21 protein-coding genes and 2 riboswitches are annotated in these 24,665 nt (G+C 73.6%); of the genes, 6 read left to right on the plus strand and 15 right to left on the minus strand.

Annotation, left to right across the window (positions count from 1 at the left end; all coding sequences use genetic code 11):
- Together cobF and cobN are read right to left on the minus strand one after the other, a co-directional pair.
- Nucleotides 1-792, minus strand: coding sequence for a precorrin-6A synthase (deacetylating) (gene cobF, locus AC529_RS04055; RefSeq protein WP_068753578.1), 792 nt, complete (start codon nt 790-792; stop codon nt 1-3).
- Nucleotides 789-4,409 (minus strand): cobaltochelatase subunit CobN, encoded by a 3,621-nt coding sequence (gene cobN / locus AC529_RS04060; protein ID WP_068753580.1) that lies wholly within the window; start codon nt 4,407-4,409, stop codon nt 789-791. The genes cobF and cobN overlap by 4 nt, the downstream gene beginning before the upstream one ends.
- A 106-nt stretch (nt 4,410-4,515) precedes the next feature.
- Nucleotides 4,516-4,708, minus strand: a riboswitch (cobalamin riboswitch).
- Nucleotides 4,709-4,742: 34 nt separating this feature from the next.
- Here cobN and cobG point away from each other — a divergent pair.
- From cobG to AC529_RS04075, 3 genes are read left to right on the plus strand one after another with little or no spacing between them, the layout of a single operon-like run.
- Nucleotides 4,743-5,915, plus strand: coding sequence for a precorrin-3B synthase (gene cobG / locus AC529_RS04065; RefSeq protein ID WP_068754499.1), 1,173 nt, complete (start codon nt 4,743-4,745; stop codon nt 5,913-5,915).
- Nucleotides 5,912-6,586 carry a precorrin-8X methylmutase gene (locus AC529_RS04070; RefSeq protein WP_068753583.1) on the plus strand — a complete coding sequence of 225 codons (675 nt, stop codon included), beginning with the start codon at nt 5,912-5,914 and terminating at the stop codon, nt 6,584-6,586. Before cobG ends, AC529_RS04070 begins: the two co-directional genes overlap by 4 nt.
- The gene (locus tag AC529_RS04075; protein ID WP_068753585.1) at nt 6,583-8,112 is read left to right on the plus strand and encodes a precorrin-2 C(20)-methyltransferase; all 1,530 of its coding nucleotides are present in this window, start codon (nt 6,583-6,585) and stop codon (nt 8,110-8,112) included. The genes AC529_RS04070 and AC529_RS04075 overlap by 4 nt, the downstream gene beginning before the upstream one ends.
- 659 nt (nt 8,113-8,771) lie before the next feature.
- Here AC529_RS04075 and cobM read toward each other — a convergent pair.
- Both cobM and AC529_RS04085 read right to left on the minus strand, forming a co-directional pair.
- Entirely contained in the window at nt 8,772-9,542 is a 771-nt protein-coding gene (gene cobM / locus AC529_RS04080) for a precorrin-4 C(11)-methyltransferase (RefSeq protein WP_068753587.1), read from the minus strand.
- The gene (locus tag AC529_RS04085; RefSeq protein ID WP_068753588.1) at nt 9,539-10,756 is read right to left on the minus strand and encodes a bifunctional cobalt-precorrin-7 (C(5))-methyltransferase/cobalt-precorrin-6B (C(15))-methyltransferase; all 1,218 of its coding nucleotides are present in this window, start codon (nt 10,754-10,756) and stop codon (nt 9,539-9,541) included. Before AC529_RS04085 ends, cobM begins: the two co-directional genes overlap by 4 nt.
- A 73-nt stretch (nt 10,757-10,829) precedes the next feature.
- Nucleotides 10,830-11,020, plus strand: a riboswitch (cobalamin riboswitch).
- A gap of 81 nt (nt 11,021-11,101) precedes the next feature.
- On the opposite strand from AC529_RS04085, the gene AC529_RS04090 reads away from it, so the two are divergent.
- The 3 genes from AC529_RS04090 to AC529_RS04100 are packed head-to-tail and all read left to right on the plus strand — an operon-like array spanning nt 11,102 to nt 15,082.
- Nucleotides 11,102-13,051: a VWA domain-containing protein gene (locus tag AC529_RS04090; protein ID WP_198156320.1), complete on the plus strand. Its 1,950-nt coding sequence runs from the start codon at nt 11,102-11,104 to the stop codon at nt 13,049-13,051.
- Complete coding sequence (gene cobO, locus AC529_RS04095) at nt 13,051-13,665, plus strand: cob(I)yrinic acid a,c-diamide adenosyltransferase (RefSeq protein ID WP_068753592.1); 615 nt, start codon at nt 13,051-13,053, stop codon at nt 13,663-13,665. Before AC529_RS04090 ends, cobO begins: the two co-directional genes overlap by 1 nt.
- On the plus strand, nt 13,655-15,082 hold the full coding sequence (locus AC529_RS04100) for a cobyrinate a,c-diamide synthase (RefSeq protein WP_232306563.1): 1,428 nt from the start codon (nt 13,655-13,657) through the stop codon (nt 15,080-15,082). Before cobO ends, AC529_RS04100 begins: the two co-directional genes overlap by 11 nt.
- An 86-nt stretch (nt 15,083-15,168) precedes the next feature.
- Here AC529_RS04100 and AC529_RS04105 read toward each other — a convergent pair whose 3' ends face one another.
- The 11 genes from AC529_RS04105 to ectB all read right to left on the minus strand — a co-directional run bounded on the left by AC529_RS04105 (nt 15,169) and on the right by ectB (nt 24,662).
- On the minus strand, nt 15,169-15,912 hold the full coding sequence (locus tag AC529_RS04105; RefSeq protein ID WP_068753594.1) for a cobalt-precorrin-6A reductase: 744 nt from the start codon (nt 15,910-15,912) through the stop codon (nt 15,169-15,171).
- On the minus strand, nt 15,909-17,414 hold the full coding sequence (locus tag AC529_RS04110) for a cobyric acid synthase (RefSeq protein WP_068753596.1): 1,506 nt from the start codon (nt 17,412-17,414) through the stop codon (nt 15,909-15,911). Before AC529_RS04110 ends, AC529_RS04105 begins: the two co-directional genes overlap by 4 nt.
- The gene (locus AC529_RS04115; RefSeq protein WP_083947906.1) at nt 17,411-18,217 is read right to left on the minus strand and encodes a CbtA family protein; all 807 of its coding nucleotides are present in this window, start codon (nt 18,215-18,217) and stop codon (nt 17,411-17,413) included. Before AC529_RS04115 ends, AC529_RS04110 begins: the two co-directional genes overlap by 4 nt.
- Complete coding sequence (locus AC529_RS04120) at nt 18,208-18,408, minus strand: CbtB domain-containing protein (protein WP_068753598.1); 201 nt, start codon at nt 18,406-18,408, stop codon at nt 18,208-18,210. Before AC529_RS04120 ends, AC529_RS04115 begins: the two co-directional genes overlap by 10 nt.
- Before the next feature lie 273 nt (nt 18,409-18,681).
- The gene (gene ehuA / locus AC529_RS04125) at nt 18,682-19,491 is read right to left on the minus strand and encodes an ectoine/hydroxyectoine ABC transporter ATP-binding protein EhuA (RefSeq protein WP_068753599.1); all 810 of its coding nucleotides are present in this window, start codon (nt 19,489-19,491) and stop codon (nt 18,682-18,684) included.
- Entirely contained in the window at nt 19,478-20,116 is a 639-nt protein-coding gene (gene ehuD, locus AC529_RS04130) for an ectoine/hydroxyectoine ABC transporter permease subunit EhuD (protein ID WP_068753600.1), read from the minus strand. Before ehuD ends, ehuA begins: the two co-directional genes overlap by 14 nt.
- On the minus strand, nt 20,113-20,841 hold the full coding sequence (gene ehuC / locus AC529_RS04135; protein WP_068753601.1) for an ectoine/hydroxyectoine ABC transporter permease subunit EhuC: 729 nt from the start codon (nt 20,839-20,841) through the stop codon (nt 20,113-20,115). The genes ehuD and ehuC overlap by 4 nt, the downstream gene beginning before the upstream one ends.
- 14 nt (nt 20,842-20,855) lie before the next feature.
- Complete coding sequence (ehuB, locus tag AC529_RS04140; protein ID WP_068753602.1) at nt 20,856-21,746, minus strand: ectoine/hydroxyectoine ABC transporter substrate-binding protein EhuB; 891 nt, start codon at nt 21,744-21,746, stop codon at nt 20,856-20,858.
- A 159-nt stretch (nt 21,747-21,905) separates the two neighbouring features.
- On the minus strand, nt 21,906-22,814 hold the full coding sequence (gene thpD, locus AC529_RS04145; protein ID WP_068753604.1) for an ectoine hydroxylase: 909 nt from the start codon (nt 22,812-22,814) through the stop codon (nt 21,906-21,908).
- A gap of 61 nt (nt 22,815-22,875) precedes the next feature.
- Nucleotides 22,876-23,280: an ectoine synthase gene (locus AC529_RS04150; RefSeq protein WP_068753606.1), complete on the minus strand. Its 405-nt coding sequence runs from the start codon at nt 23,278-23,280 to the stop codon at nt 22,876-22,878.
- Nucleotides 23,281-23,396: 116 nt separating this feature from the next.
- Nucleotides 23,397-24,662, minus strand: coding sequence for a diaminobutyrate--2-oxoglutarate transaminase (gene ectB, locus AC529_RS04155; RefSeq protein WP_068753608.1), 1,266 nt, complete (start codon nt 24,660-24,662; stop codon nt 23,397-23,399).
- Nucleotides 24,663-24,665: the final 3 nt, after the last annotated feature.

Genomic DNA, 24,665 nt, shown 5'->3' on the forward strand with positions numbered 1-24,665 from the left:
TCAGTCCGCAGCGGCCCGGCGCAGCAGGTAGGTGTCCATCACCCAGCCCCGGGCCGCGCGGGCCCGCTCCCGGGCGGCCCGGACGGCGTCGAGGACCTCGCCGAGCCGTCCCGCCACCAGCTCCTCGTGTTCGGTGCCGAGGTTGGCCCCCCACCACAGGTCCCAGGCGTCACCGTCCAGGTCGGCGCAGGCCAGACCGCCGTCGAGCATCACCACCAGGTTGTCGGCACCGGAGGCGACGTCGGCGGCCAACCGCCGGCCGGTGGTCACCGTGACCGGGCCGCCGATACGGTTGAGCACCAGCCGGTGCCGGGCCGCGAGCAGCTGGACGCTGCTCACCCCGGGGATTACCCGGTAGTCCAGGTCCACCCCGCCGACGGTGCGGATCTGCTCCACCACCCGGATCGTGCTGTCGTAAAGGCTCGGGTCGCCCCACACCAGGAAGCCGACGGTGTTGCCGGGCCGGGTGTGCTCGACGACGGCGCGCGCGTAGGCGCGGGCCCGGGCGGCGTGCCAGTCCCGGACCTCCGCACCGTAGACGCGGTCGGTCGCGGGGGCGCGGTCGCGGGGCGGGTCGGGCACCGTGACGACCCGGTAGCCGTCTCCGGTGATGTGGCGGCGGCAGATCTCCTCCCGCAGCGCCACCAGGTCCCCGGTGCCCGCCCGGCCGGCCTCCGCCTCCTTGTCGGCGACGAGGAAGACGTCGACCTCGTTGAGGGCGTGCACCGCCTCGACGGTGAGCTGGTCGGGGCCGCCCGGTCCGATACCGATGAGCAGGGCCCTGCGGGTCATGGGCGGCCCGTCCCCCGGTCCTCCAGGTCACCCTCGACGTCCAGGTAGACCTGGCGCAGCGCGTCCATCGTCGCCGGGTCGGGCTCCTCCCACAGGCCGCGGTCGGCGGCCTCGGAGAGCCGCTCCACGATGCCGCGCAGCGCCCACGGGTTGGCCTCGCGCAGGAACTCCTGGTTCTCGGCGTCCAGCACGTAGGTCTGGGCGAGCGTCTCGTACATCCAGTCGGCGACCACCCCGGCGGTCGCGTCGTAGCCGAACAGGTAGTCGACGGTTGCCGCCAGTTCGAACGCGCCCTTGTAGCCGTGCCGGCGCATCGCCGCCAACCAGCGGGGGTTGACCACGCGGGACCGGAACACGCGGGCGGTCTCCTCCCGCAGCGACCGGGTGCGCACCCGGTCGGGGGTGGTGGAGTCGCCGATGTAGGCCTTCGGGTCGGCGCCGGTGAGGGCGCGCACGGTGGCGACCATGCCGCCGTGGTACTGGAAGTAGTCGTCGGAGTCGGCGATGTCGTGCTCGCGGGTGTCGGTGTTCTTCGCGGCCACCGCGATCCGCCGGTAGTTGGCGCGCATGTCCTCCGCGGCGGGTTCGCCGTGCAGGTCGCGGCCGTAGGCGAAACCGCCCCACGCGGTGTAGACCTCGGCGAGGTCGGCGTCGGTGCGCCAGTTACCGGAGTCGACGAGCTGGAGGAGTCCCGCGCCGTAGGAGCCGGGCGCGGAGCCGAAGACACGCCGCACCGCGCGGTCGGCGTCGCCGTGCTCGGCGAGGTCGGCGCGCACGTGGGCGCGCACGTAGTTGTCCTCGTCCGCTTCGTCCAGCTCCGCGACCATGCGGAAGGCGTCGTCGAGCATCGCGACGACGTGCGGGAAGGCGTCCCGGAAGAACCCGGAGATGCGGACGGTGACGTCGATGCGGGGACGGCCCAGCTCCTCCAGCGGGACGACGGCCAACTCCCGCACGCGGCGGGACTCCTCGTCCCACTCGGGGCGCACCCCGATGAGCGCCAGCACCTCGGCGATGTCGTCGCCGGAGGTGCGCATGGCCGAGGTGCCCCACACCGACAGGCCCACCGAACGCGGGTACTCGCCGGTCTCGGCCCGGTACCGGTCGATCAGGGCGTCGGCCAGCGCGGCCCCCGTCTCGTAGGCGAGGCGGCTGGGCACGGCGCGCGGGTCGACGGTGTAGAAGTTGCGGCCGGTCGGCAGCACGTTGACCAGGCCGCGCAGCGGCGACCCGGACGGCCCCGCCGGAATGTAGCCGCCGTCCAGGGCGTGCAGCACGGCGTCGAGCTCCTGGCCGGTCCCGGCCAGGCGCGGCACGACCTCCTCGGCCGCGAACCGCAGGACACGGACGACGTCGGGCGCGGTCTCCCCGAGCCGGTCGGCGACGGCGCGGGCCGCCTCCGGGGCCCAGCCGGCCTCTTCCATGCCCTCCACCAGGGCGCGGGCGCGCGCCTCGGCCGCGTCGACCTCGGCGAGGTCCCCGGTGTCGCCGTCCAGGCCAAGCGCGCGGCGCAGCCCCGGAACCGCCCCGGCCTTCCCGCCCCACACCTGGGAGGCGCGCAGGATCGCCAGCACCAGGTTGACCCGGGCCTCCCCGGTGGGCGCCTCACCCAGCACGTGCAGTCCGTCGCGGATCTGCGCGTCCTTGACCTCGCACAGCCAGCCGTCGACGTGCAGCAGGAAGTCGTCGAACTCGGCGTCGTGCGGGCGTTCGGACAGGCCCAGGTCGTGGTCGAGTTTCGCGGCCTGGATCAGGGTCCAGATGCGGGCGCGGATCGCGGGCAGTTTCGCCGGATCCATCGCGGCGATGTTGGCGTGCTCGTCGAGGAGCTGCTCCAGTTTGGCGATGTCGCCGTAGGATTCGGCGCGCGCCATCGGCGGGACGAGGTGGTCGACGATGGTGGCGTGGGCGCGCCGCTTGGCCTGCGCGCCCTCCCCCGGGTCGTTGACCAGGAACGGGTAGACCAGCGGCAGCGAGCCGACGGCCGCGTCGGTGGCGCACGCCGCGGACAGTGCGGCGTTCTTACCGGGCAGCCACTCCAAGGAGCCGTGTTTGCCGAGGTGGATGATGGCGTGCGCGCCGAAGCCGCGTTCCAGCCACCGGTAGGCGGCCAGGTAGTGGTGCGGCGGCGGCAGGTCGGGGTCGTGGTAGATCGCCACCGGGTTCTCTCCGAAGCCGCGCGGCGGTTGGATCATCAGCACCACGTTGCCCGCCTGGAGGGTGGCCAGCACGATGTCGCCGTCGTCGACGAAGAGCGTGCCGGGCGGCTCCCCCCAGTGTTCGGCCATCGCGTCGGTGAGTTCGGCGGGCAGGTCAGCGATCCACTCGCGGTAGCGTTCGGCGGGGATGCGGACCGGGTTGCCCGCCATCTGCTCGGCGGTCAGCCACTCCTCGTCCTGGCCCCCGGCTTCGATGAGCGCGTGGATGAGCGCGTTGCCCGCCTCGGTGTCGTCGGCGAGGTCCAGCCCGGGCAGTCCGTCGCCCAGGTCGTACCCGGCGTCGCGCAGGGCCCGCAGCAGCCGCACCGCCGAGACGGGAGTGTCCAGGCCCACAGCGTTACCGACGCGGGAGTGCTTGGTGGGGTAGGCCGACAGCACGACCGCGATGCGGCGCTGCGCCGGAGGGGTGTGGCGCAGGCGGGCGTGGGCGACGGCGATGCCGGCGACGCGGCGGCACCGTTCGGGGTCGGTGACGTAGTGGGGCAGGCCCTCGTCGTCGAACTCCTTGAAGGAGAACGGCACGGTGATGATGCGGCCGTCGAACTCGGGGACGGCGATCTGGGAGGCGGAGTCCAGGGGGGAGGTGCCGTCGTCGGAGGCCGCCCACTGGTCGCGCCCCCAGGTCAGGCAGAGCGCCTGGAGGATCGGGATGTCAAGCCGCGCCAGTTCGCCGACGTCCCACGCCTCGTCGTCGCCTCCGGCCGAGGCCGCGGCCGGGCGGGTCCCCCCGGCGGCCAGCACGGTGACCACCAGTGCGTCGAGGGTGCCGAGTGTGGCGAGGAGGTCCGCGGGTGCGCCGCGCAGCGAGGAGCAGTAGAGGGGGACCGCGACGGCTTCGCCGGTGGCGTCGACGGCGTCGGCCAGGTCGTGCACGAAACGGGTGTTTCCGCTGGCCTGGTGGGCGCGGTAGTACAGGATGCCGACCCGGGGCAGTCCGTCGCGCTCCGGGGCGGGCCGCTCCGACAGGCCCCACTCGGGCAGTTCGGTCGGCGGGTCGAAGCCCTCACCGCCCAGCAGCACGGTGTCGCTGAGAAACGCGTGCAGCGCGGCGAGGTTGGCGGGACCACCATAGGCCAGGTACCGGTGGGCCTCGGCGGCGGTGCCGAGGGGCACGGTGGAGTGGCTCATCAGCTCCGCGTCGGGGGTCTGCTCGCCGCCGAGCACCACGACGGGCACGCCATGCGCCAGGACCCGGTCGAGGCCCTCCTGCCAGGAGCGGACGGACCCGAGGATGCGCACGACCACCAGGTCGGCGCCGTCGAGGAGGGCGCGGAGCGAACCGGGGCCGTCGCCGGCCACGTCGAGCCGCGACGGGTTGCCCCAGACGTAGTCCGCGCCGCTGGCACGGGCCGACAGCAGGTCGGTGTCGGAGGTGGAGAGCAGCGCTACGCGGGGCATCGGCGGCCCGCCCAGAAACCGACGACCATCGAAGACAGCGGGAACGCCGGGGGTGGTGCGGGGCGCGGCACGGAACAGGCCATAGCCAATGTCTCCAAAACCCTCGTGGACATGACGTGCCGTGGCCGGTCTCCTGGCTGACGAGTCGCTGCCGGCGGGCCGACCTTCCCGGGTGGTCACCCAGTGGTCCCCGGGGTGGTCTCCCAACCCGGGTGAGGCCCGACGACTCCTCGATCACAGTGGCGAGGGCCGCGCCGGTTTCGCACCGGCTTCCCGTCACCACGGCGTGCCCACCATAGCGCACCAGTTGAGGGCGTATGCAACCATGTGCCGGTGTTCGACCCACAACCACCCGACCGCTGTCCCGGCGTGCTGCGGCCGCATCTGGCGGCCGACGGCGCGCTGCTGCGGATCCGTGTCCCCGGAGGCCGGACCGACCGCCGCGGACTGGCCGCGCTCAGCCGGATCGCGGCCGAATTCGGCGACGGCGACCTCCATCTGACCTCGCGCGGAAATGTGCAGATCAGGGGAATTCCCACTACGGCCGGAGAACAGATTCCGGACGAATTGCCGGACGCTGTGGCGGCCGCCGGATTCCTGCCGTCCCCCGCCCACGAGCGGGTGCGCAACATCGTCGCCTCGCCGCTTTCCGGAATGGTCGGCGGACGTATGGACGTGCGTCCCGTGGTCGCCGACCTGGACCGGGCGCTGTGCGCCGATCCGCGTCTGGCAGAACTGCCGGGGCGGTTCCTGTTCGGCCTCGACGACGGCCGCGCCGACCTCGCCGACATGCCCTGTGACCTGGGTGCACGAGCGATCGACGGGAAGTCGGCGCAGGTGCGGGTCGGTGCCTTGCCCGGTCCCGTGGTGGCGGGCGCGGACATCGTCACGGCACTGACCGCGCTGGCCCACCGGTTTCTCGACGTGCGCGGGGACCGGTGGAATGTGCACCGGCTCCCCGGGAAAGGCCGGGAGCTGCTCGACGGAAAGGAATTCCCGGAAAGGACCGGAGACCCCGCCGGGTCCGGCGGACCGGGAGCCGTGGAACGGCGGCGCAGCGAACTCCACGGCATTCTCCGCATCGCGGGATCCGCGACCGCGGTGGCGGGTTCGGTGCCGCTGGGCGTTCTCACCCCGCCCCTGCAGCGGGCGCTCGCCGACGCGGCCGACGCGGACTCGGGCACGGTCGTCCTCACCCCGTGGCGGGGCGTGGTCGTCGCCGGAATCCCCGCGGACCGCGTCGAGCGCGTCGCGGCCTCGCTCACCGAGGCGGGACTAGTCCTGGACCCGGATTCCCCGTGGAGCCGGGTCAGCGCCTGCGTCGGCTCCCCGGGTTGCGCGAAGAGCCGGGGCGACACCCGGTCGCACGCGGCCGGCCTGGTCCGACGCCTCACCACCTCCGACGTCCGCGACGACGGACGCCCCGTCCACGTCGCCGGATGCGAGCGCGCCTGCGGCGCCCCGCACACGCCCCACACCCTCGTCCTGCTCGGGAGGACCACGTGACACCGCATTCCGACAGCCGCACCCCCCTGGCTCCGCCGCCCCGCCGCTACGACTATGAGACCGATGGCGCCGCCATCTACGCGCGGTCCTTCGCCACCATCCGGGCTGAGGCCGACCTGTCGAGGCTGCCCGCCGACGCCGAGAAGGTCGCCGTCCGCATGATCCACGCCTGCGGTCAGACCGACCTCGGCGGCGACCTGGTCGTCCACCCCGGCCTCGTGTCGGCGGCGCGCGGCGCGCTGCGCGCCGGAGCGCCGATCCTCGTCGACGCGTATATGGTGGCGTCGGGAGTGACGCGCTCCCGGCTGCCCGCCGACAACGAGGTGCTGTGCCTGCTGCACGACCCCCGTGTCCCGGAACTCGCCGAGCAGTGGCGCACCACCCGGTCGGCGGCGGCGGTGTCGCTGTGGGCGGACCGTCTGGAGGGCGCGGTCGTCGCGATCGGCAACGCCCCCACCGCCCTGTTCCACCTGCTGGAGATGATCGACGCGGGCGCGCCCCGGCCGGCCGCGATCATCGGCGTCCCCGTCGGGTTCGTCGGCTCCGCCGAATCCAAGGAAGCCCTGGTCGCGCACCCGGCAGGCATCCCCTACCTGGTGGTGCGCGGCCGCCGCGGCGGTTCGGCGATGGCCTCCGCAGCGATCAACGCCCTCGCCCAGGAGAAGGAATGAGCAGCTCTTCCGGCCACCTGTACGGAGTCGGGCTGGGCCCCGGCGACCCGGAACTGATCACCCGCAAGGCGGCCCGCCTCATCGCCGAGGCCGACGTGGTCGCCTACTACTCGGGTACCCACGGCCGCTCCATCGCGCGGTCCATCGCCGCCGACCTGATCCCCGAGGGGGTGGTCGAGGAACGGCTCGTCTACCCGGTCACCACCGGGACCACCGACCATCCCGGCGGCTACGAGGGCGCCATCGCGGAGTTCTACGATGCGTCGGCGCGCCGCCTGGCCGCGCACCTGGAGCGGGGACGCGACGTGGTCGTGCTGTGCGAGGGCGACCCGCTGTTCTACGGCTCCTACATGTACCTGCACGACCGGTTGGCGCCGCGCTTCCCCGCCGAGGTGGTGCCCGGGGTGACGTCGGTGTCCGCGGCCTCCGCGGCGGTGGCGCGCCCGCTGGTGCGCCGCACCGACGTGTTCACGGTGCTGCCCGGCACGCTGCCCGTGCCGGAACTGGCCCGGCGGCTGGCCGACACCGACGGCGCGGCGGTCATGAAGCTGGGCCGGACCTTCGAGGGGGTCCGCGACGCCCTGGCGCAGGCCGGGCGGCTCGACGACGCGGTCTACGTGGAGCGCGCCTCCATGTCTGGGCAGCGGGTGCTGCCGGTGCGGGACGTGGACCCGGCGAGCGTCCCCTACTTCTCGATGATCCTCACCACCGGGGACGACGCGCCGCGCAACCGGGGGTTGACCACCCGGGCGCACACGGCCGGGGAGACCGCGGCGTCCGGTCGCGCGGCGCCCGCCGAACTGCTCGTGGTGGGGCTCGGCCCCGCCGACGAGCGGTGGCTGACCCCTGAGGCGGCGCGGGCGCTCGCCGAGGTCGACCACGTCGTCGGCTACGGGCCGTACGTGGACCGGGTCCCGGTGCGGCCCGGCCAGCGGCGGCACTCCAGCGGCAACACCGTGGAGGTGGACCGGGCGCGGCTCGCCCTCGACCTGGCCCTGGCCGGGGAGCGGGTGGCCGTGGTGTCGGGCGGGGACGCCGGGGTGTTCGGCATGGCTTCGGCGGTGTTCGAGGCGGCGCAGGACCCCCGCTACGCGGACGTCCCGGTGCGGGTGCTGCCCGGGGTGACGGCGGTGCAGGCGGTCGCCGCGCGGGCGGGCGCGCCTATCGGCGGGGACTTCGCGGTGCTAAGCCTGTCGGACCGGCTCAAGCCGTGGGAGGTCGTCGAGGCCCGGCTGGAGGCGGCGGCCCGCGCCGACCTGGTGATCGCGGTCTACAATCCCGCGTCCCGGTCCCGCCGCACGCAGGTGGCGCGGGCCCGGGAGGTGCTGCTGCGGCACCGTCCGGGCGACACCGTGGTGGTGGTCGGCCGCGACGTGGGCCGTGCTGGCGAGTCGGTGGAGGTCACCACCCTGGAGAAGCTCGCCCCGGACAGCGTCGACATGCGCTGCCTGCTCATCGTGGGCTCCTCCGGCACCTCGGTGACCGCCTCAGGCGCGGTGTGGACGCGGCGGTACGTGCCGGACTAGCGGGCGGGGACCGAAAACGTCGGTGATCATGTCCCCAGCGCCACCGGCCCGGCCGATTGCGGCGCTGGGGACATGATCACCAGGTTTTCCGGGGGTAGATCCCTGTCCGGTCTCCGGGTGGCTTGGGTGGTGGAGGATTTTGGCCCTTCCGGTCTGCCTCAGCCGCGAGGCGCGGCAGCCCTGACCGCTCCCCGGGTGCGGGAGGGGTTGCCGGGCGGCGGGTATCCAATGGCAAAGTGCTACAGGAGGGTGGCCATCCCTCCGAGACCGGAGCAAGCGTCAAGGCTGCCGGGCCTCCCGGCCGAAACCAACCAGCCACCCCACCACCTGCCCGGCCCCCGAATGGCTTGGGCTGGTGGAGGATCTCAACCCTTCCGGTCTGCCTCAGCCGCGAGGCGCGGCAGCCCTGACCGCTCCCCGGGTACGGGAGGGGTTGCCGGGCGGCGGGTATCCGGTGGCGAAGCGCTGCGGAAGGATGGCCATCCCTCCGAGACCAGAGCGGGGGTCAGGGCTGCCGGGCCTCCCGGCCGAAGCAGACGGAGACTGTCAGCGCAGCACGGAACCATCCGCAGCCTGGAGACAACCCCCGCCCGCCACCCCGCGATGATCTTGACACGAGGGGGCACCAAACCGCAGATCATGGCCCCTTTCTGTCAAGATCATCGGGGTGTGGTGCCGCGGTCGCGGGCCGGGTCGTACAGGTGCGAACCGACAACCTGGCAGACGTCCAGCTCCCGGCTGGCCACGGCCGGACCCACCAGGATGACCGCGGCCTTGCGCAGCCCGGCCGCCTCCACCTGGTCGGCGATGTCGGCGAGGGTACCGCGCAGCACCAGCTCGTCGGGGCGGGTCGCGTGCGCGACCACCGCCACGGGGCAGTCGGCCCCGTACTCGGGCACCAGCTCCTCGGCGAGGGCGCGGACCCGCCGAATCGCCAGGTGCAGCACGAGAGTGCCGCGCACCTTCGCGACGTTCGCCAGCGCCTCCGACTCCGGCATCCGCGTGGAGCGGGCCTGGGTGCGGGTGAGCACCACGGTCTGCACCAGTTCGGGAACCGTCAGCTCGGTGCCGAGCAGGGCCGCCGCCGCCGCGTACGCGGGCACACCGGGGGTGACGTCCCAGGCCACGCCCGCCGCGTCGAGCCGCCGGGTCTGCTCGGTCAGGGCGCTGTAGACCGACGGGTCGCCGGAGCAGAGCCGGACCGCGTCCAGACCGCGCCGGTCGGCCTCGACCAGGTGGGCGGTGATCTGGTCGAGGTCGAGGTGCTGGGTGTCCACCAGTTCGGCGTCGGCGGGGCAGTGCGCCAGGATCTCGGCGTCGATGTAGGTGCCCGCGTACAGGCAGACGGGGGTGGTGCGCAGCAGCTCCACCGCGCGCAGCGTCAGCAGGTCGGCGGCTCCGGGGCCGGCTCCCACAAAGTGGACGGTCATGGCTGGTCCTCCTGATCTGTCTTGGTCGCGGCCCACTGGACGACCGGGCGGGCCGGGCTCCATCCGGTGAAGGCGCCCAGCGGCGCGGCCCGTTCCACCGCCAGGCGGGTCAGGTCGCCGCCGTGCCGCTTCCACCGCTCCACCAGGGCGGCCTCCGTCTCCAGCGTCACCGCGTGGACCACCATCCGGCCGCCGGGCCGCAGCGCCGACCAGCACAGGTCCAGCACGGCCGGGTCGGAGGCCCCGCCGCCGACGAACACCGCGTCCGGCGACTCCAGGCCGGCCAGTGCCTCGGGGGCGGCGCCGTGGACCACGCGCAGGGACGGCACACCCAACCGGGCGGCGTTGCGGGCGATGCGGCGCACCCGTTCGGGGTGCCGCTCGACCGCGACGGCCCGGCACCGGGGGTCGGCGCGCAGCCACTCCACGGCCACCGACCCCGCTCCGGCCCCGACGTCCCACAGCAGCGCCCCGGGACGCGGGCCGAGCGCGCACACCGCGGCGATCCGCAGCTCCCGCTTGGTGAGCTGGCCGTCGTGGTCGAAGACCTCGTCGGGCAGTCCGGGCGTGACGGGATGCCCGCCGCTGCCGGCGACCTCCACGCACACCACGTTCAGCGCGGGCGCGGCCCGCCCGTCCCATTCCGCGGCGGTGGCGTCGTGCCGGGTCTCATCCGCGGCGCCGAGGTCGGCCAGGACGGTCATCCGGCTGTCGCCCAGGCCGTCCTCCACGAGCCGCGCGGCCACCAGGGCGGGGGTGGTGCCGTCGGAGGAGAGCACGACCAGCCGCCGTCCGGGGGTGAAGTAGCGGCGCACCGCGTCGACGTCGCGTCCCACCAGCGTCACCACGTCCACGGACTCCGCGCTCCACCGCATCCGGGCCCGGGCCAGGGCAACGGAGCTCACCGCGGGCAGGATCCGCACCCTTTCCGCACCGAGCAGCCGCACCAGGGTGGTGCCGATCCCGGACAGCAGGGGGTCGCCGGAGGCGAGGACCGCCACCCTGCGGCCGCGGTACCGATCCAGCATCGCCGGAAGGCCGCTGAGCAGCGGAGAGGGCCAGGGTTCCCGTACTGCCCCGGTGTCGGGGACCAGGGCCAGGTGCCGGGCGCCGCCGATGACCACGTCGGCGTCGCGGATCGCCGCGCGGGAGGCAGGCGGCAGCCCCTCCCAGCCGTCGGCGCCCACGCCGACCACGGTGACCGGTGTTTCCATGGCGGGTAACCCTAACCGACCGGGGAAGTGACCCCGCCCTCCGGGCACCCGCACCGCCACCGGCTAGACTCGGCCGCGGCAGAACCACCGAGGTGCCCCCACGGGGATAATCGGGAAGCCGGTGCGAATCCGGCACAGGCCCGCTGCGGTGACCTGGGAGCCGCCGATCACGCGCTTCGCGCAACCACTGGACGCGAGTCCGGGAAGGCGATCGGACGGTGTCGATCAGGAAGTCCGAAGACCGGCCTCGGCACGGCTGCCGCTTTTGCCCACCCCCAGCGGGAGCCTGTGGAGGAACGCGTGCACGTGTACCCGTTCAGCGCCGTCGTCGGTTCCGACGACCTGATGCTGGCCCTGATCCTGACCGGTGTTAGCCCCGAGATCGGGGGTGTGCTCGTCCGGGGTGAGAAGGGCACTGCGAAGTCGACGGCGGTGCGCGCGCAGGCCGCCCTGCTCCCCCCGGTCACCGTGGTCGCCGACTGCCGGTTCTCCTGTGATCCCGCCGCCCCCGACCCCGCCTGCCCGGACGGGCCGCATCCCCCGTCGGCCGCCTCTGTCAGCCGCCCGGTGCGTCTGGTGGAGCTGCCGGTGGGTGCGGGCGAGGACCGGGTGGTGGGCTCCCTGCACCTGGAGAAGGCCCTGTCGGGCGGCGGCGTCGAGTACGAGCCGGGGCTGCTGGCCCGCGCCCACCGCGGCATCCTCTACGTCGACGAGGTCAACCTGCTCCACGACCACCTGGTGGACCTGCTGCTCGACGCGGCGGCCATGGGCCGCGCCACCGTGGAGCGCGACGGGGTGTCGCTCACCCACGCCGCGCGGTTCAGCCTGGTGGGGACGATGAACCCGGAGGAGGGCGAGCTGCGTCCGCAGCTGCTGGACCGGTTCGGCCTGTCGGTGGAGGTCGCCGCGCCCCGCGATCCGGCGCTGCGGGTGGAGATCGTGCGGCGGCGGCTCGCGTTCGACGCCGACCCGGAGGGCTTCACCGCCGCCTACGCCGCGGCGGAGCGGGAGCTGTCCGAGCGCGTGGCGGCGGCGCGCGCCCGCCTGCCGGAGGTGGTGCTCGGCGAGGACGCGCTGCTCGCCGTCGCCGAAGTGTGCGCCGCGTTCGACGTGGACGGCATGCGCGCCGACCTGGTGTGCGCCCGCGCGGCCGTGGCCCACGCCGCCTGGTGCGGCCGCACCGAGGTCACCCGGGCCGATGTGCGCGCCGCCGCCCGCCTCGCCCTGCCGCACCGGCGTCGGCGCAACCCGTTCGACAGTCCCGGCATGGACGAGGACCTGCTCGACGAGGTGCTCGGCGACGACCCGGATCCGGGTCCGGACGATCCGGGCGGGGGAGGCGGCCCCGCCCCGGAGGACGGACCGGACTCCCCCGTCCCGTCCGACGCGGGCTCCGCTTCCTCCGCGCCCGCGGACCCCTCCGGTGCTTCCGCCCCGCCCGACGCCGAGCCCCGGCCCGACGTTCCGGCGCCGGTGTCCGTCACCGCCCCGGAGGAGGCGTACCGTGCCCGGCTGTTCACGGTCGCCGGAACCGGCAACGGCACGCTGGGCCGCCGTTCGCGGGCGGTCACCACGGCGGGCCGCACCGTCGGCGACGTTCCGGCGGACCGGGGGACGGGACCGATCCACCTGGCCGCCACGGTCCGTGCCGCCGCGCTGCGCTCCGCCGCGTCCCGACCCGCCCGGCTGTCCCTCGTCCCCGCCGACCTGCGGCGGGCCGTGCTCGAGGGCCGGGAGTCCAACCTGGTGCTGCTGTGCGTGGACGCCTCCGGCTCCATGGCTGCCCGGCGGCGCATGGCCCAGGTCAAGACGGCTGTCCTCGCCTTGCTGCTGGACGCCTACCGCAGACGCGACCGGGTGGGGCTGGTGACCTTCCGGGACCGGGACGCCACCCTGGTGCTGCCGCCCACCGGGTCGGTGGACGTGGCGGCGGCCCGCCTGCGGGAGCTGCCCGCCGGGGGCCGCACCCCGCTAGCCGAGGGCCTGCTGGAGGCGGCGGAGACGCTGCGGCGGGAGCGGCTGCGCGACCCCGACCGGCGCGCCCTGCTCGTGGTGGTCACCGACGGTCGGGCCACCGCCGGACCCGCCGCGGTGGAACGCTCCCTGCGCGCCGCCGACCACCTGGCCCGCGAGGGGGTCGCCGCGCTGGTCATCGACTCTGAGACGGGCCGGTTCCGGATGGGGCTGGCCGCCGCCCTGGCCCGCCGCATGGGGGCCGAGTACACCCACGTCGGCGAGGTCAGCGCCGAATCGATCACGTCCGCCGTTGCCGAGGCCACTGGGAGGGCCGCCTGATGCCCAAGGGACAGCCGACCGTCGTGCCCGACGACGGGCTCACCACCCGCCAGCGCCGCCACCGGCCGCTGCTCATGGTGTACACCGGTGACGGCAAGGGGAAGTCCACCGCCGCGTTCGGGTTGGCGCTGCGCGGCTGGAACCAGGGCTGGCGCATCGCGGTGTTCCAGTTCGTGAAGTCCGCGAAGTGGCGCATCGGGGAGCAGACCGCGTTGGAGGCGCTCGCCGGGGTGCACGCCGAGAAGGGCGTGGGCGGTCCGGTCGAGTGGCACAAGATGGGGTCGGGCTGGTCGTGGTCGCGCAAGGCGGGCACGGAGGCCGACCACGCGGCCGCGGCTGCGGAGGGCTGGGCCGAGGTCAAGCGCCGCCTCGCCGAGCAGCGGCACGACCTGTACGTGCTCGACGAGTTCACTTACCCCATCGCCTGGGGCTGGGTCGACGTCGACGACGTGGTGGCGGCCCTGCGCGACCGCCCCGGGCACCAGCACGTGGTGGTCACCGGCCGCCGCGCCCACCCCGCGCTGCTGGAGGCGGCCGACCTGGTCACGGAGATGACGAAGGTGCGGCACCCGATGGACGCGGGCCAGAAGGGGCAGCGCGGCATTGAGTGGTGAGCCCCCGTACGACGATGCGGTGACGCCGCTGCCCCGGCTGGTGGTCGCCGCCCCCGTCTCGGGTTCCGGCAAGACCACGGTGGCCACCGGGCTCATGGCGGCGCTGCGTGCCGCCGGCTACGAGGTGTCGGGGCACAAGGCCGGACCGGACTACATCGACCCCGGCTACCACGCCCTGGCCACCGGGCGGCCGGGCCGCAACCTCGACGTGCACCTGCACGGTGAGGAGCTGCTGGCCCCGCTGCTGCTGCACGGCGCGCGCACCCCGCGGCCGGCCGACCTGGCCGTGGTCGAGGGCATGATGGGCCTGTACGACGGGCGGCTCGCGGGACGCGGGTTCGCGTCCACCGCGCACGTGGCCACCGTGCTCGACGCCCCCGTGGTGCTGGTGGTGGACGTGTCCCACACGTCGCGGTCGGCGGCGGCAGTGGTGGCGGGCATGGCGGTGTTCGACCGCCGGGTGCGGGTCGCCGGGGTTGTGCTGAACCGGGTGGGGTCGGACCGGCACGCCGCCGAGGTCGCCTCCGCGATGGAGGAGATCGGTGTTCCGGTGCTGGGGGCGCTGCGCCGCGACGACGGGATCGCCGCCCCCTCGCGGCACCTGGGGCTGGTGCCCGCCCAGGAGCGGGCCGAGTCGGCGGCGGTCCTGGACCGGTTGGCCGAACGCATCGCCGCGCAGGTGGACCTGGCCGCGGTGGTGGAGGTCGCGCGGTCCGCGCCGCCGCTGCGCGCACGGCCGTGGTCGCCGGAGGCGGCGCTCGCCGCGGCGGGTTTCCCGCCCGCCGCCCGCCGGGCGGACGGGCCGGTGGTGGCGGTGGCCGGGGGCAGGGCGTTCACCTTCCGCTACGCCGAGACCGAGGAGTTGCTGCGCGCCGCGGGCTGCCGCCCGGTGGTGTTCGACCCGACGGCCGACGCCGCCCTGCCCGACGGCACCGCCGGAATCTATCTGGGCGGTGGCTTCCCCGAGGTGTACGCGGCGGAGCTGGCGCAGAATACGGCGCTGCGCGCGGCCTTGCTGGAGGCGGTACGGTCGGGGGTGCCGACGGTCGCCGAGTGCGCGGGGTTGCTGTACCTGTGCCGCGAGGTGGACGGAGCGCCGATGGTGGGGGTGCTCGACGCGGTGGGGGCCATGACGCCGAAGCTGGCCTTGGGCTACCACTCGGCGCTGGCCCCGGAGGAGACCCTGCTGGCGGAGGCGGGAGACCGGGTGACCGGGCACGAGTTTCACCGCACCGGTGTCACGTCCACCGGGGAGCGGGCGGGCCCGGCGTGGCTGCTGGACGGCCGGCCTGACGGTTTCTCCGCTGATCCGGCGGGCCTCGGCCGTCCCACGCTGCACGCCTCCTACCTGCACACCCACTGGGCGGGCTGTCCGCGGGCCGCGGTCCGGTTCGCGGCGGCGGTCCACGCCCGGTGACCGGGAGCGGGTACCGGATCGGTTGGCTTAATGATCTTGGCGGGAGTGGGGTGTCACCCGCGGTTGCGCCCCCGCTACCGTCAAGATCATCGTCTTGTGGGTCCTAGCCACTCCAGGACGGCGGGGACGTCCGTGACCTCGGGGGCGTTTCCACCGTACCGGGGGCGGCGCACCACCACCACGGCGACGCCCAGCTCGTCGGCGGCGTCCAGTTTGGCACGGGTGTAGGAGCCGCCGGAGTCCTTGGTGACCAGCACCTCCACGGAGTGCTCGCGCATGAGTGTCCGCTCACCGTCGAGGGTGTAGGGGCCGCGGTCGCGCAGCAGCGTCCACGTCGGCGGCAGTGCGAGGTCCACGGCCTCCACCACCCGGGCCAGTACCGTGTGCCGGGCGAGCGGGGCGACGAAGCGGTGCAGGGTCTGCCGTCCCGTGGTGAGGAGGACACGGCGGCCCAGCGCGGCGGCGTGTCGGGCGGCCTCGTCGTGGTCGTCCACCCAGGTCCAGCGGGCCGCGCCCGCCTCGTCGGCCCAGCCGGGGCGGACCAGGCGCAGCAGCGGCACACCGGTCCGCGCGCACGCCTCGGCCGCGTTGGCGGAGATCCGCGCGGCGAAGGGGTGGGTGGCGTCCACCACCCGGGTGATCCCGTTGCCGCGCAGGAAGTCGACGAGTCCGCCGACCCCGCCGAAGCCGCCGATGTGCACCCCGCCGACGGGCAGGCGCGGTCGGCTGACCCGTCCGGCGAGGGAGGACAGCACCGGTGTCCCGGCGGCGACGAGCGCCTCGGCGAGGGCGCGCGCCTCGGCCGTGCCGCCGAGGACGAGCACCGTCACCGCAGCTCTCCCCGCACGGTCGGCAGGACCGGGGGTCCCTCGGCGATCAGGCGCAGCACGGCGTCCATGTCGAGGTGCTCCTCCACGAGGTCGGCGAGCAGGTCGAGGCGGGCCTCGCGGGCGGCGGCGAAGCTGACCCGCCCGAACCGGCCGCCGTCGCGTCCCGCGTGCTCGGCGGCTGCCGCCAGCCACGCGCCCCGGAACGCGTCGTGTTCCAGGCTGCCGTGCCACATCGTGCCGTACACGGAGCCGTCGCGCAGTCCGCCGGGGAACGCCTCGCCCCGGCCGGTCCGGACGCGGCCGTGGTGGATCTCGTATCCGCCGACGGGCACGCCCCGCCACTTCCCGGAGGGCAGGCGCAGCACCTTGTCGCGGGTGAAGACGGTCTCCAGGTCGAGCAGGCCCAGTCCGGCGGCGGTGCGCCCGGCCGAGCCCTCCACGCCGTCGGGGTCGCGAATCGTACGGCCCAGCATCTGGCAGCCGCCGCAGAGGCCCAGCACCGTGCCGCCCCGGCGGGCGTGGCCGGTGATCGCGGTGTCCAGGCCGCGGGAACGCAGCCACTCCAGGTCGGCGAGGGTGGCGCGGGTGCCGGGCAGGACGACAACGTCGGCGGAGGCCAGCGGCCGGGGGTCGGTGACGAAGTCGACGCGCAGGTCCGGTTCCAGGCACAGGGCGTCGACGTCGGTGAAGTTGCTGATCCGGGGCAGCATCACCACGGCCACCCGCAGCGCGGGGGCGGCCGCGGCGTCCGCCTCGCGGGCGGTGAGGGCCAGCGAGTCCTCGGAGTCCAGCCACAGGTCGCGCTGCCAGGGCAGGACGCCGAGTACGGGCCGGCCGGTCAGGTCCTCCAGGGTCTTCAGCCCCGGGTCCAGCAGGGCCGCGTCGCCCCGGAACTTGTTGATGACGAACCCGGCAACCAGGGCCTGGTCGGCGGGGTCGAGTAGGGCCAGCGACCCGTACAGCGCGGCGAACACGCCGCCCCGGTCGATGTCGCCGACCACAACGACGGGCAGGTCGGCGGCGCGCGCCAGGCCCATGTTGACGTAGTCGTGGGCGCGCAGGTTGATCTCGGCGACGCCGCCCGCGCCCTCGCAGACCACCACGTCGTAGCGGGAGCGCAGCTCCGCCAGCGCGGCGTGCGCGGCCTCGGTGAGCGTGGCGCGCCCGCCCGCGAACTCGCCTGCCCGCAACCGGCCGGAGGGGCGGCCCCGCAGCACGACGTGGCTGGTGCGGTCGCCGCCGGGTTTGAGCAGCACCGGGTTCATGGCGGTCTCGGGTTCGGCGCGCGCGGCGAGCGCCTGGACCCACTGGGCGCGGCCGATCTCGGCGGCCCGCCCGTCGGGGTCCGCGACCACCATGGAGTTGTTCGACATGTTCTGCGCCTTGAACGGCGCCACCCTGATCCCGCGCCGGGCCAGGGCCCGGCACAGGGCGCTGGTGACCACGGACTTGCCCGCGTCGGACGTGGTCCCGGCCACCAGCAGGCCCCGTGCCGTACTCATCGGTCTCCTCGCGTTCCGGCCGCCGACCGGCGGTCGAACCGTTCGGTCAGCCAGGCGAAGGCCACTCCCAGCACCAGCCAGAGGCTGGCCTGGGTGGCCAGCGAGGCCGTGCGGAATTCCCACAGCAAGGTGGCGGGGAAGTCTTCGCCGACCTCGTCGATTCCGGGGAGGGCGAGGTAGCCGACACAGACCACCGCGAGGAACACGGCGAGGGGGGCCGTGAGACGCGAGGCGAGCGACGTCCCGGACGGCAGTGCGCGCGCGGCGGCCACGGCGGCCGCGGCCGCGGCGAGGCCGAGGAGCACCGCGGCCGCCCAGAGCAGGGTGCGCTGGTCGATCGTCTCGGGGGCGCCCACCGCGGGCGGGTTGGCGGGGTACTTACCGAACGGCACCGCCGCGACGGCCGCCCATCCCAGTCCGGCGGCGACCAGCGCGAGCACCGGTCCGCTGAGCCGGCTGCGGTGCCGGGCCGCGGAGAGCACCGAGGCGTAGAGCGCTCCCAGCGCCATACCCGCAAGGCCGGTGGCGAGGAACAGTCCCACCTGCTGTCCGGTACGGCTGACCAGTGCGTCCTCTCCGTGGGAGTGGGCGTGGCCTTCGTCTGCTCCGTGGTCGTGGGAGACGGCTGCCTGCTCTTCCAGGGCGATGGCCGCCTCGATCTGGGGTTCGCCGAGGAGGAAGGCGACGGCGCCCGCGACCAGCCCGGCCAGCAGTCCGGCCAGCAGCCCGCGGAGCAGCAGTTGCAGGTAGGTGCCCCGCAGCGGACGGACCGGCGGGGAGACGGCGGGGGAGGTCAGTGACACGGGACCCCCATGAGGTGGCGGCCGTCGTGCATCAGTTCGTGCAGGTACATTCCCGTGCGGGAGACGGCTCCCTGGTCGAAGCCGACCAGGTAGAGGACGAGGAGGGCGAGGACGGTCACCGCAGTGGCGGTGAGCGCGAGCGGGACGGGGCCCAACTCCGCGCCGACCCGGGGGGCATGGACGGCTGACATGGTCACTCCTTACAGGATTACGCGTCCCACAGAGACCACACGCGTCGGGTGAGTTTTCTGGCTCACGGGCTTGTGCCCGTCCACAGTGGCGCGACCGCTCCGGGTTTCGACCGGATTGCCTGCACCAGACGCATCCCTGTTCTCTTGTCCAGGGGGAGTGTACCCAGCCGCGTGGTGGGTCATGCCGGGCGGGGAACCCTTCCCGGGGCTCCTCCTCGTCCGCGCCGCCGGGCCGGTGCCGCGGGGGTGCGCGGTACCGGCCCCGGCGGGGCCCTAGTCCAGGACCGCGTGCAGGAAGGCCCGGGTGCGTTCCTCCCTGGGGTCGCCGAAGATCTGCTCGGGCGGCCCTTCCTCGACGATGCGGCCCTGGTCGAACATCAGCACCCGGTGGGAGACGTCCCGCGCGAACTGCATCTCGTGCGTGACCAGCAGCATGGTGATGTCGGTGGTCTCGGCGACGGTGCGCAGCACGTCGAGGACGCCGGTGACCAGTTCCGGGTCGAGGGCGGAGGTGACCTCGTCCAGCAGCAGGATTCTCGGGCGCATCGCCAGGGCGCGCGCGATGGCGACGCGCTGCTGCTGGCCGCCGGACAACTGCGTGGGGTGGGCGTCGATCTTGTCGGCCAGGTCCACCATCTCCAGCAGTTCCGCGGCCCGCCGGTCGGCCTCGCCGCGGGGGACGCCCAGGCTGTGGACGGGCCCCTCGGTGATGTTCTGCCGCACGGTCATGTTCGGGAACAGGTTGAACTGCTGGAAGACCATGCCGATCTGCCTGCGCACCCGGCGCTGGTGCCTCTCGTTGGCGCGGACCAGGCGGCCGCCCTTGGGCATGTGGCTGAGCGGTTCCCCGCCGACCCAGATGACGCCGTCGGTGACCTGCTCCAATGTCATCAGCAGACGCAGGATGGTCGTCTTGCCCGAGCCGCTGGGGCCGATGAGGGTGACCCGCTCGCCCGGGGCGACGGTGAAGTCCAGGTGGTCGAGCACGGTGTTGTCGCCGAACCGCTTGACCACCCCGTCGAAGCGGATGAGCGGTCCACCCGCGCCGGGACCGGCGCCGAGGGGGGTTTCATACTGCGGCATAACGTCGCTCCAGTCGTCGGATGAGAACGGCCGAGGGCACGCTCACCAGGAGGAAGAACAGCCCGACCAGGGTCATGGCCTCCAGGTAGCGGAAGTACACGCCGCCGATCCGCGACGCCTGGTACATCAGTTCGCCGACGGTGATCGCGAACAGCAGGGGTGTGTCCTTGAACATGGCGATGAGGTAGTTGCCGAGCGCGGGGATCACCCTGCGGATCGCCTGCGGCAGCACCACCGCGCCCCAGGTACGGTGCGGGGGCAGGCTCAGGGCCCGGCACGCCTCCCACTGTCCCGGCGGTACGCCTTCGATCCCGGAGCGGTACACCTCGGCGGTGTAGGCGGCGTAGTGCACGCCCAGTACCGCGACGCCGACCGTGAACGCCGAGACGTAGCTCGGTGCCAGGTAGAACACGAAGACCAACTGCACCAGCAGCGGGGTGCAGCGGATGAACTCCATGACCGCGAACACCGCGGTCCCGAGCACCGGCACGCGGCGCGCCAGCGCCACCGCCAGGCCCAGGACGAGCGCCAGCACGTAGCCCAGCAGGGTGGCCTGGACGGTGACGACCAGCCCGTCGAGCAGGTCGGGGATGATCTTCCCGGTGAATTCCCAGTCCCAGGTCATCGGCGGCCGCCTCCGATCGCGGTGGCGGGCGGGGGCCGCAGCAGGGCCCACAGTCCGGTGTCGGAGGCGGGGAGCCGCCCCAGCCTCCGGTTGGCCCGGCGTTCCAGCAGCCGCATGCCGACGATCAGCAGCTGGGCGATCACGAAGTAGACCACCAGGGCCCCGGTGAAGGCCGCGATCGTCTCGCCGGTGGCGGCCCGCTGCTCCTGGGCGACGCGGGTCAGGTCGGCGACCCCGATCAGCGACACGATGGCGGTCGCCTTCATCAGTTCGATGACGAGGTTGCCGAAGGTGGGCAGCATCTGCGCCCACGCCTGCGGCAGCACCACCGACCGCGTGCGCCGCCACCACGACATGTTGAGCGCGATCGTGGCTTCGATCTGCGCTCTGGGCACCGCGTTGATCGCGGCCCGCACCACCTCGGCCCCGTAGGCGCCGACGTTGAGGCCGAGTGCCAGCACCGCGGCGAACACCGGGTCGATCTCGTAGGGGGTGAGCTGCGGAATCGCGAACGCCATCCAGTACATCAGGACCAGCGCGGCCACTCCGCGGAACGTCTCGGTGTAGCCGGTGGCGACGGCGCGGGCGGCCCGGTTGCGCAGGGTTCCGAGCATGCCCACGACCATGGCGAGGACGAAGGCGAGCGCGGCCCCGAGCAGGGTGATCACGAGGGTGGTTCCGGCCCCGCTCAGGTAGAGCGGGAGCCGGTCGATGAAGAAGTCCACGTCGGCTGCCGCCCTCAGGCCCGGCAGAGCTGCTCGGTGGTCAGGTCGCCGGGCAGCTCCTGCTCGGTGAAGCCGAACGGTTCGATGATCTCCAGCAGCCGGCCGTTCTCCTTGAACTCGGCGAGCACCCGGTTGACCTCGGCGAGGAGTTCGGTGTCGCTCCTGCGGAAGGCGAGGGCCCCGGCGGGGGTGACCTCCTCGCCGTCCACCACCGGGGTGAAGCCCTCGGTGACCTCGAAGTCGCCGCCGCGCTGCTCCAGCAGCCGGTTGAGCGAGATGGTGCTCAGCGCGACCGCGTCGACCCGGCCCTTCTGCAGCAGTTCGTAGGCGCTGACCTGGTTGTCGACCGTCTCGATCTGGTCGGCGGGCACGCCCGCGCCCTCGGCGTAGCCCTGTTCCACGGAGGCGTTGAGCACGGCCACCGTGACGTCGGGGTCGGCGGCGATGTCGTCGAAGGTGCTCAGGCCGTGGGGGTTGCCGGAGGGGACGAGGAAGGCCTGGAGGATGCGGTAGTCGGGTTCGGCGAATGCGACCTCGGCGCACCGCTCGGGGGTGATGTACATCCCGGCGGCCACCGCGTCGAACCGCCTGGCCTTCAGGCCGGGGATGAGTCCGTCCCAGGCCACGGACTCGGCGCGGACCTCGTCGACGCCCAGTTCCGCGAAGATGGCGCGGAGCAGCTCGGGGGAGGAGCCGGTCACCTCGCCGTCCTCGCCGATGTAGCCGAAGGGGGCCTCGTTGTTGATCGCGACCCGGATGTAGCCCTGTTCTCGCAGGCTGTCCAGGGTCACGGTGTCCTCGGTGCGGGAGCAGGCGGCCAGGGCGGGGCCCAGTGCGGCCGCGGCCAGTCCGATTCCTCCGGCGCGGAAGAGGCCGCGACGGTCCAGGTTCTTGTGCTCGGTCATGGTGTCGCTCCTGTCAGCGAGCGTCGGAGGGCGACGGGGGTCGCGACGCTCGGGTGCGGGTGGGCGGGGGTTCGGAGGGGTGCGCCCTCGCGGGGCGGTCGTCGGGGATCCGGCCGGGGCGGCGGTGTCCCGCGGGGGCGGGGCACCGCCGCCGGTCCGCTACACCACGGGCGTGAAGTCGCGCGCCCCCAGGAACTCGGGGCGCGGGCGGGGCGCGGAGAACGGTGCGCCGCAGGTGTTCTCGACGCTGTTGAACACGATGAAGATGTTCGACCGCGGGAACGGCGTGATGTTGCCGCCGGATCCGTGCATGCAGTTGCAGTCGAACATGACCGCGCCGCCCGCCGGGCCGGTGAGCACGTCGATGCCGTGCTTCTCGGCCAGGATGGTGAGGCTGTCCTGGTCGGGGACGCCGATCTCCTGCTTCTTGAGGGACGCCCGGTAGTGGTCGTCCGGGGTCTCGCCGACGCACGAGACGAACGTCTTGTGCGAGCCGGGCATGATCATCAGGGCGCCGTTGTGCACGTAGTTCTCGGTGAGCGCGATGGAGATGCTGGTCGCCCGCGGCTGCGGCATCCCGTCCTCGGCGTGCCAGGTCTCGAAGTCGGAGTGCCAGTAGAAGTCGCCGCCGCCGAAGCCCGGCTTGTAGTTGATGCGGCTCTGGTGCACGTAGACGTCGGAGCCGAGGATCTGGCGGGCGCGGCCCACGACGCGCGGGTCGCGCACCAGTTCGGCGAAGAGCGGGCTGATCTTGTGCACGTCGAAGATGGAGCGGACCTCGTTGGAGGTGCGCTCGACCACGACGCGCTCGTCGCGCCTGAGGTCCTCGTCGGAGCTGAGCCGGTCCAGTTCGGCCCGGCAGGCGGCCAGTTCGTCGGCGGTGAGCAGTTGCTCGACCTGCAGGTAGCCCTTGGCCTCGTAGCTGTCGAGCGTCTCGGAGTCGATGGGGCCCTCGTGGTCCCCCCAGACGACCGGGTGCTTGCGGTAGAGCAGGGCGGGCTCGCTCGCCCTGCGGGTGGGGTAGTCGTCGGCGGTCTGTCGTGCAGCCTCGTGGGTCGGGGCAGTCATTCGGTTCCCCCTCGCGGGTTCTCTCTTGTCTGCGAACAGTTCGGCGCGCACGGGTTCCGGGTCAGTCGGCGGCAGCGGCCTCCTCGGTGAGCAGCGGGTAGGCGCCGTTCTCGTCGTGGACCTCGCGGCCGGTGACCGGCGGGTTGAACACGCACAGCACGCGGAAGTCGGTCCTGGGCCGGACCGTGTGGCGCTCGTGGCCGTCGAGCAGGTAGAGCATTCCGGGCCGGATGAGGAACGTCTCCCCGGTCTCGTCGTTGGTGACCTCTGCCTCGCCCTCGATGCAGTGCACCAGTTCGACGTGGTTGGCGTACCACATCGAGGTCTCGGTGCCCGCGTAGAGGACGGTCTCGTGGAACGAGAAGCCGACGCCGTCGCGGGCCAGGACGATGCGGCGGCTGCGCCAGTTCTCGGTGGAGACGTCGGCGTCGGTGCCGTCGACGTCGTCCAGACTGCGCACGATCATGCGGTGCTTCCTTTCACTGGGCGGGACAGGGCTGGGCCTGCCGCCGGGTGCGCCCGCGCACCGCCACGGTCCTGTGTCCGGAGGCGGGCGGGGCTGCCGGGCGGCGGGGGTCGGGGTCAGGCGGGCTGGGGGGCGCGGACCACCGCGCGCACCGACTCGGCGAGGATCTCCAGCCCCTCCTCCAGTTCGGCGACGGAGGTGGTCAGCGGCGGCAGCAGCTTGGCGACCTCGTCCTCGGGTCCGGAGGTCTCCATGAGCAGGCCGCGTTCGAAGGCCTCGGCGCACACCCGCGTGGCCTCCCCCCTGCCCGGCAGCACCAGGCCGCGCGCCATGCCGCGGCCGCGGGTGGTCACGCCGGCCTCGGCGTGCTCGGCGGCGATCGCGTCGAGCCGTTCGGCGATCAGGTCGCCCTTGGCCCGGGTCTCGTTCTGGAGGTTCTCGTCGCGCCAGTAGGTGTCGAGCGCGGCGGTCGCGGTGAGGAAGGCCGGGTTGAACCCGCGGAAGGTGCCGTTGTGCTCGCCCGGCTCCCACACGTCCAGGTCCCGCCGGAACAGGGTGAGCGCCATGGGCAGGCCGTAGCCGCTGATCGACTTGGACAGGGTGACGATGTCCGGGACGATCCCGGCCTCCTCGAAGCTGAAGAAGGGGCCGGTACGGCCGCAGCCCATCTGGATGTCGTCGACGATGAGCAGCAGGTCGTACTCCCGGCACAGGTCGGCCAGGCCGCGCAGCCACCCGGCGCTGGCGACGTTGACGCCGCCTTCGCCCTGGACCGTCTCCACGATGACCGCGGCGGGCCTGTCCAGGCCGCTGCCGCTGTCCTCCAGCAGGCTGCGCAGCCACAGGAAGTCGGGGGTCCGGCCGTCCATGTAGTTGTCGAACGGCATGGTGGCGGCGTGTCCGAGCGGCACTCCCGCGCCGCCGCGCTTCACGGAGTTGCCGGTGACGGCGAGCGCTCCCAGGGTCATGCCGTGGAAGCTGTTGGTGAAGTTGATGACGGTCTCGCGCCCGGAGACCTTGCGGGCGAGCTTGAGGGCGGCCTCCACGGCGTTGGTGCCGGCCGGGCCGGGGAACTGCACCTTGTAGTCGAGGCCGCGGGGTTTGAGGACCACCTCCTCGAAGGTGCTCAGGAAGTCGCGTTTGGCGACGGTGTGGGCGTCCAGGCTGTGCACGATCGCGTCGCCGTCCAGGTAGTCCAGCAGCGCGGCCTTGAGCCGGGGGTTGTTGTGGCCGTAGTTGAGCGACCCGGCTCCGGCGAAGAAGTCCAGGTAGCCGCGGCCGGAGCTGTCGTAGACGCGGCTGCCCCGCGCCTTGTCGAAGAGGACCGGCCAGCCCCGGCAGTAGCTGCGCACCTCGGATTCGAGACGGGAGAAGGTGTCCACCGC

Origin of the sequence: Thermobifida cellulosilytica TB100, from assembly GCF_001517975.1 — a bacterium.
In the GTDB taxonomy this organism is placed as follows: Bacteria; Actinomycetota; Actinomycetes; order Streptosporangiales; family Streptosporangiaceae; genus Thermobifida; species Thermobifida cellulosilytica.

Coding starts and splice junctions, on each gene's coding strand:
- AC529_RS04150 (WP_068753606.1), bottom strand. CDS start 23,280: ATGATCGTGCGCAGTCTGGACGACGTCGACGGCACCGACGCCGACGTC.
- ehuD (WP_068753600.1), bottom strand. CDS start 20,116: ATGACCTGGGACTGGGAATTCACCGGGAAGATCATCCCCGACCTGCTC.
- ehuB (WP_068753602.1), bottom strand. CDS start 21,746: ATGACCGAGCACAAGAACCTGGACCGTCGCGGCCTCTTCCGCGCCGGA.
- AC529_RS04110 (WP_068753596.1), bottom strand. CDS start 17,414: ATGAGTACGGCACGGGGCCTGCTGGTGGCCGGGACCACGTCCGACGCG.
- cobM (WP_068753587.1), bottom strand. CDS start 9,542: ATGACCGTCCACTTTGTGGGAGCCGGCCCCGGAGCCGCCGACCTGCTG.
- AC529_RS04120 (WP_068753598.1), bottom strand. CDS start 18,408: ATGTCAGCCGTCCATGCCCCCCGGGTCGGCGCGGAGTTGGGCCCCGTC.
- AC529_RS04090 (WP_198156320.1), top strand. CDS start 11,102: ATGCTGGCCCTGATCCTGACCGGTGTTAGCCCCGAGATCGGGGGTGTG.
- thpD (WP_068753604.1), bottom strand. CDS start 22,814: ATGACTGCCCCGACCCACGAGGCTGCACGACAGACCGCCGACGACTAC.
- AC529_RS04085 (WP_068753588.1), bottom strand. CDS start 10,756: ATGGAAACACCGGTCACCGTGGTCGGCGTGGGCGCCGACGGCTGGGAG.
- ehuA (WP_068753599.1), bottom strand. CDS start 19,491: ATGCCGCAGTATGAAACCCCCCTCGGCGCCGGTCCCGGCGCGGGTGGA.
- cobN (WP_068753580.1), bottom strand. CDS start 4,409: ATGCCCCGCGTAGCGCTGCTCTCCACCTCCGACACCGACCTGCTGTCG.
- AC529_RS04075 (WP_068753585.1), top strand. CDS start 6,583: ATGAGCAGCTCTTCCGGCCACCTGTACGGAGTCGGGCTGGGCCCCGGC.
- cobF (WP_068753578.1), bottom strand. CDS start 792: ATGACCCGCAGGGCCCTGCTCATCGGTATCGGACCGGGCGGCCCCGAC.
- cobO (WP_068753592.1), top strand. CDS start 13,051: ATGCCCAAGGGACAGCCGACCGTCGTGCCCGACGACGGGCTCACCACC.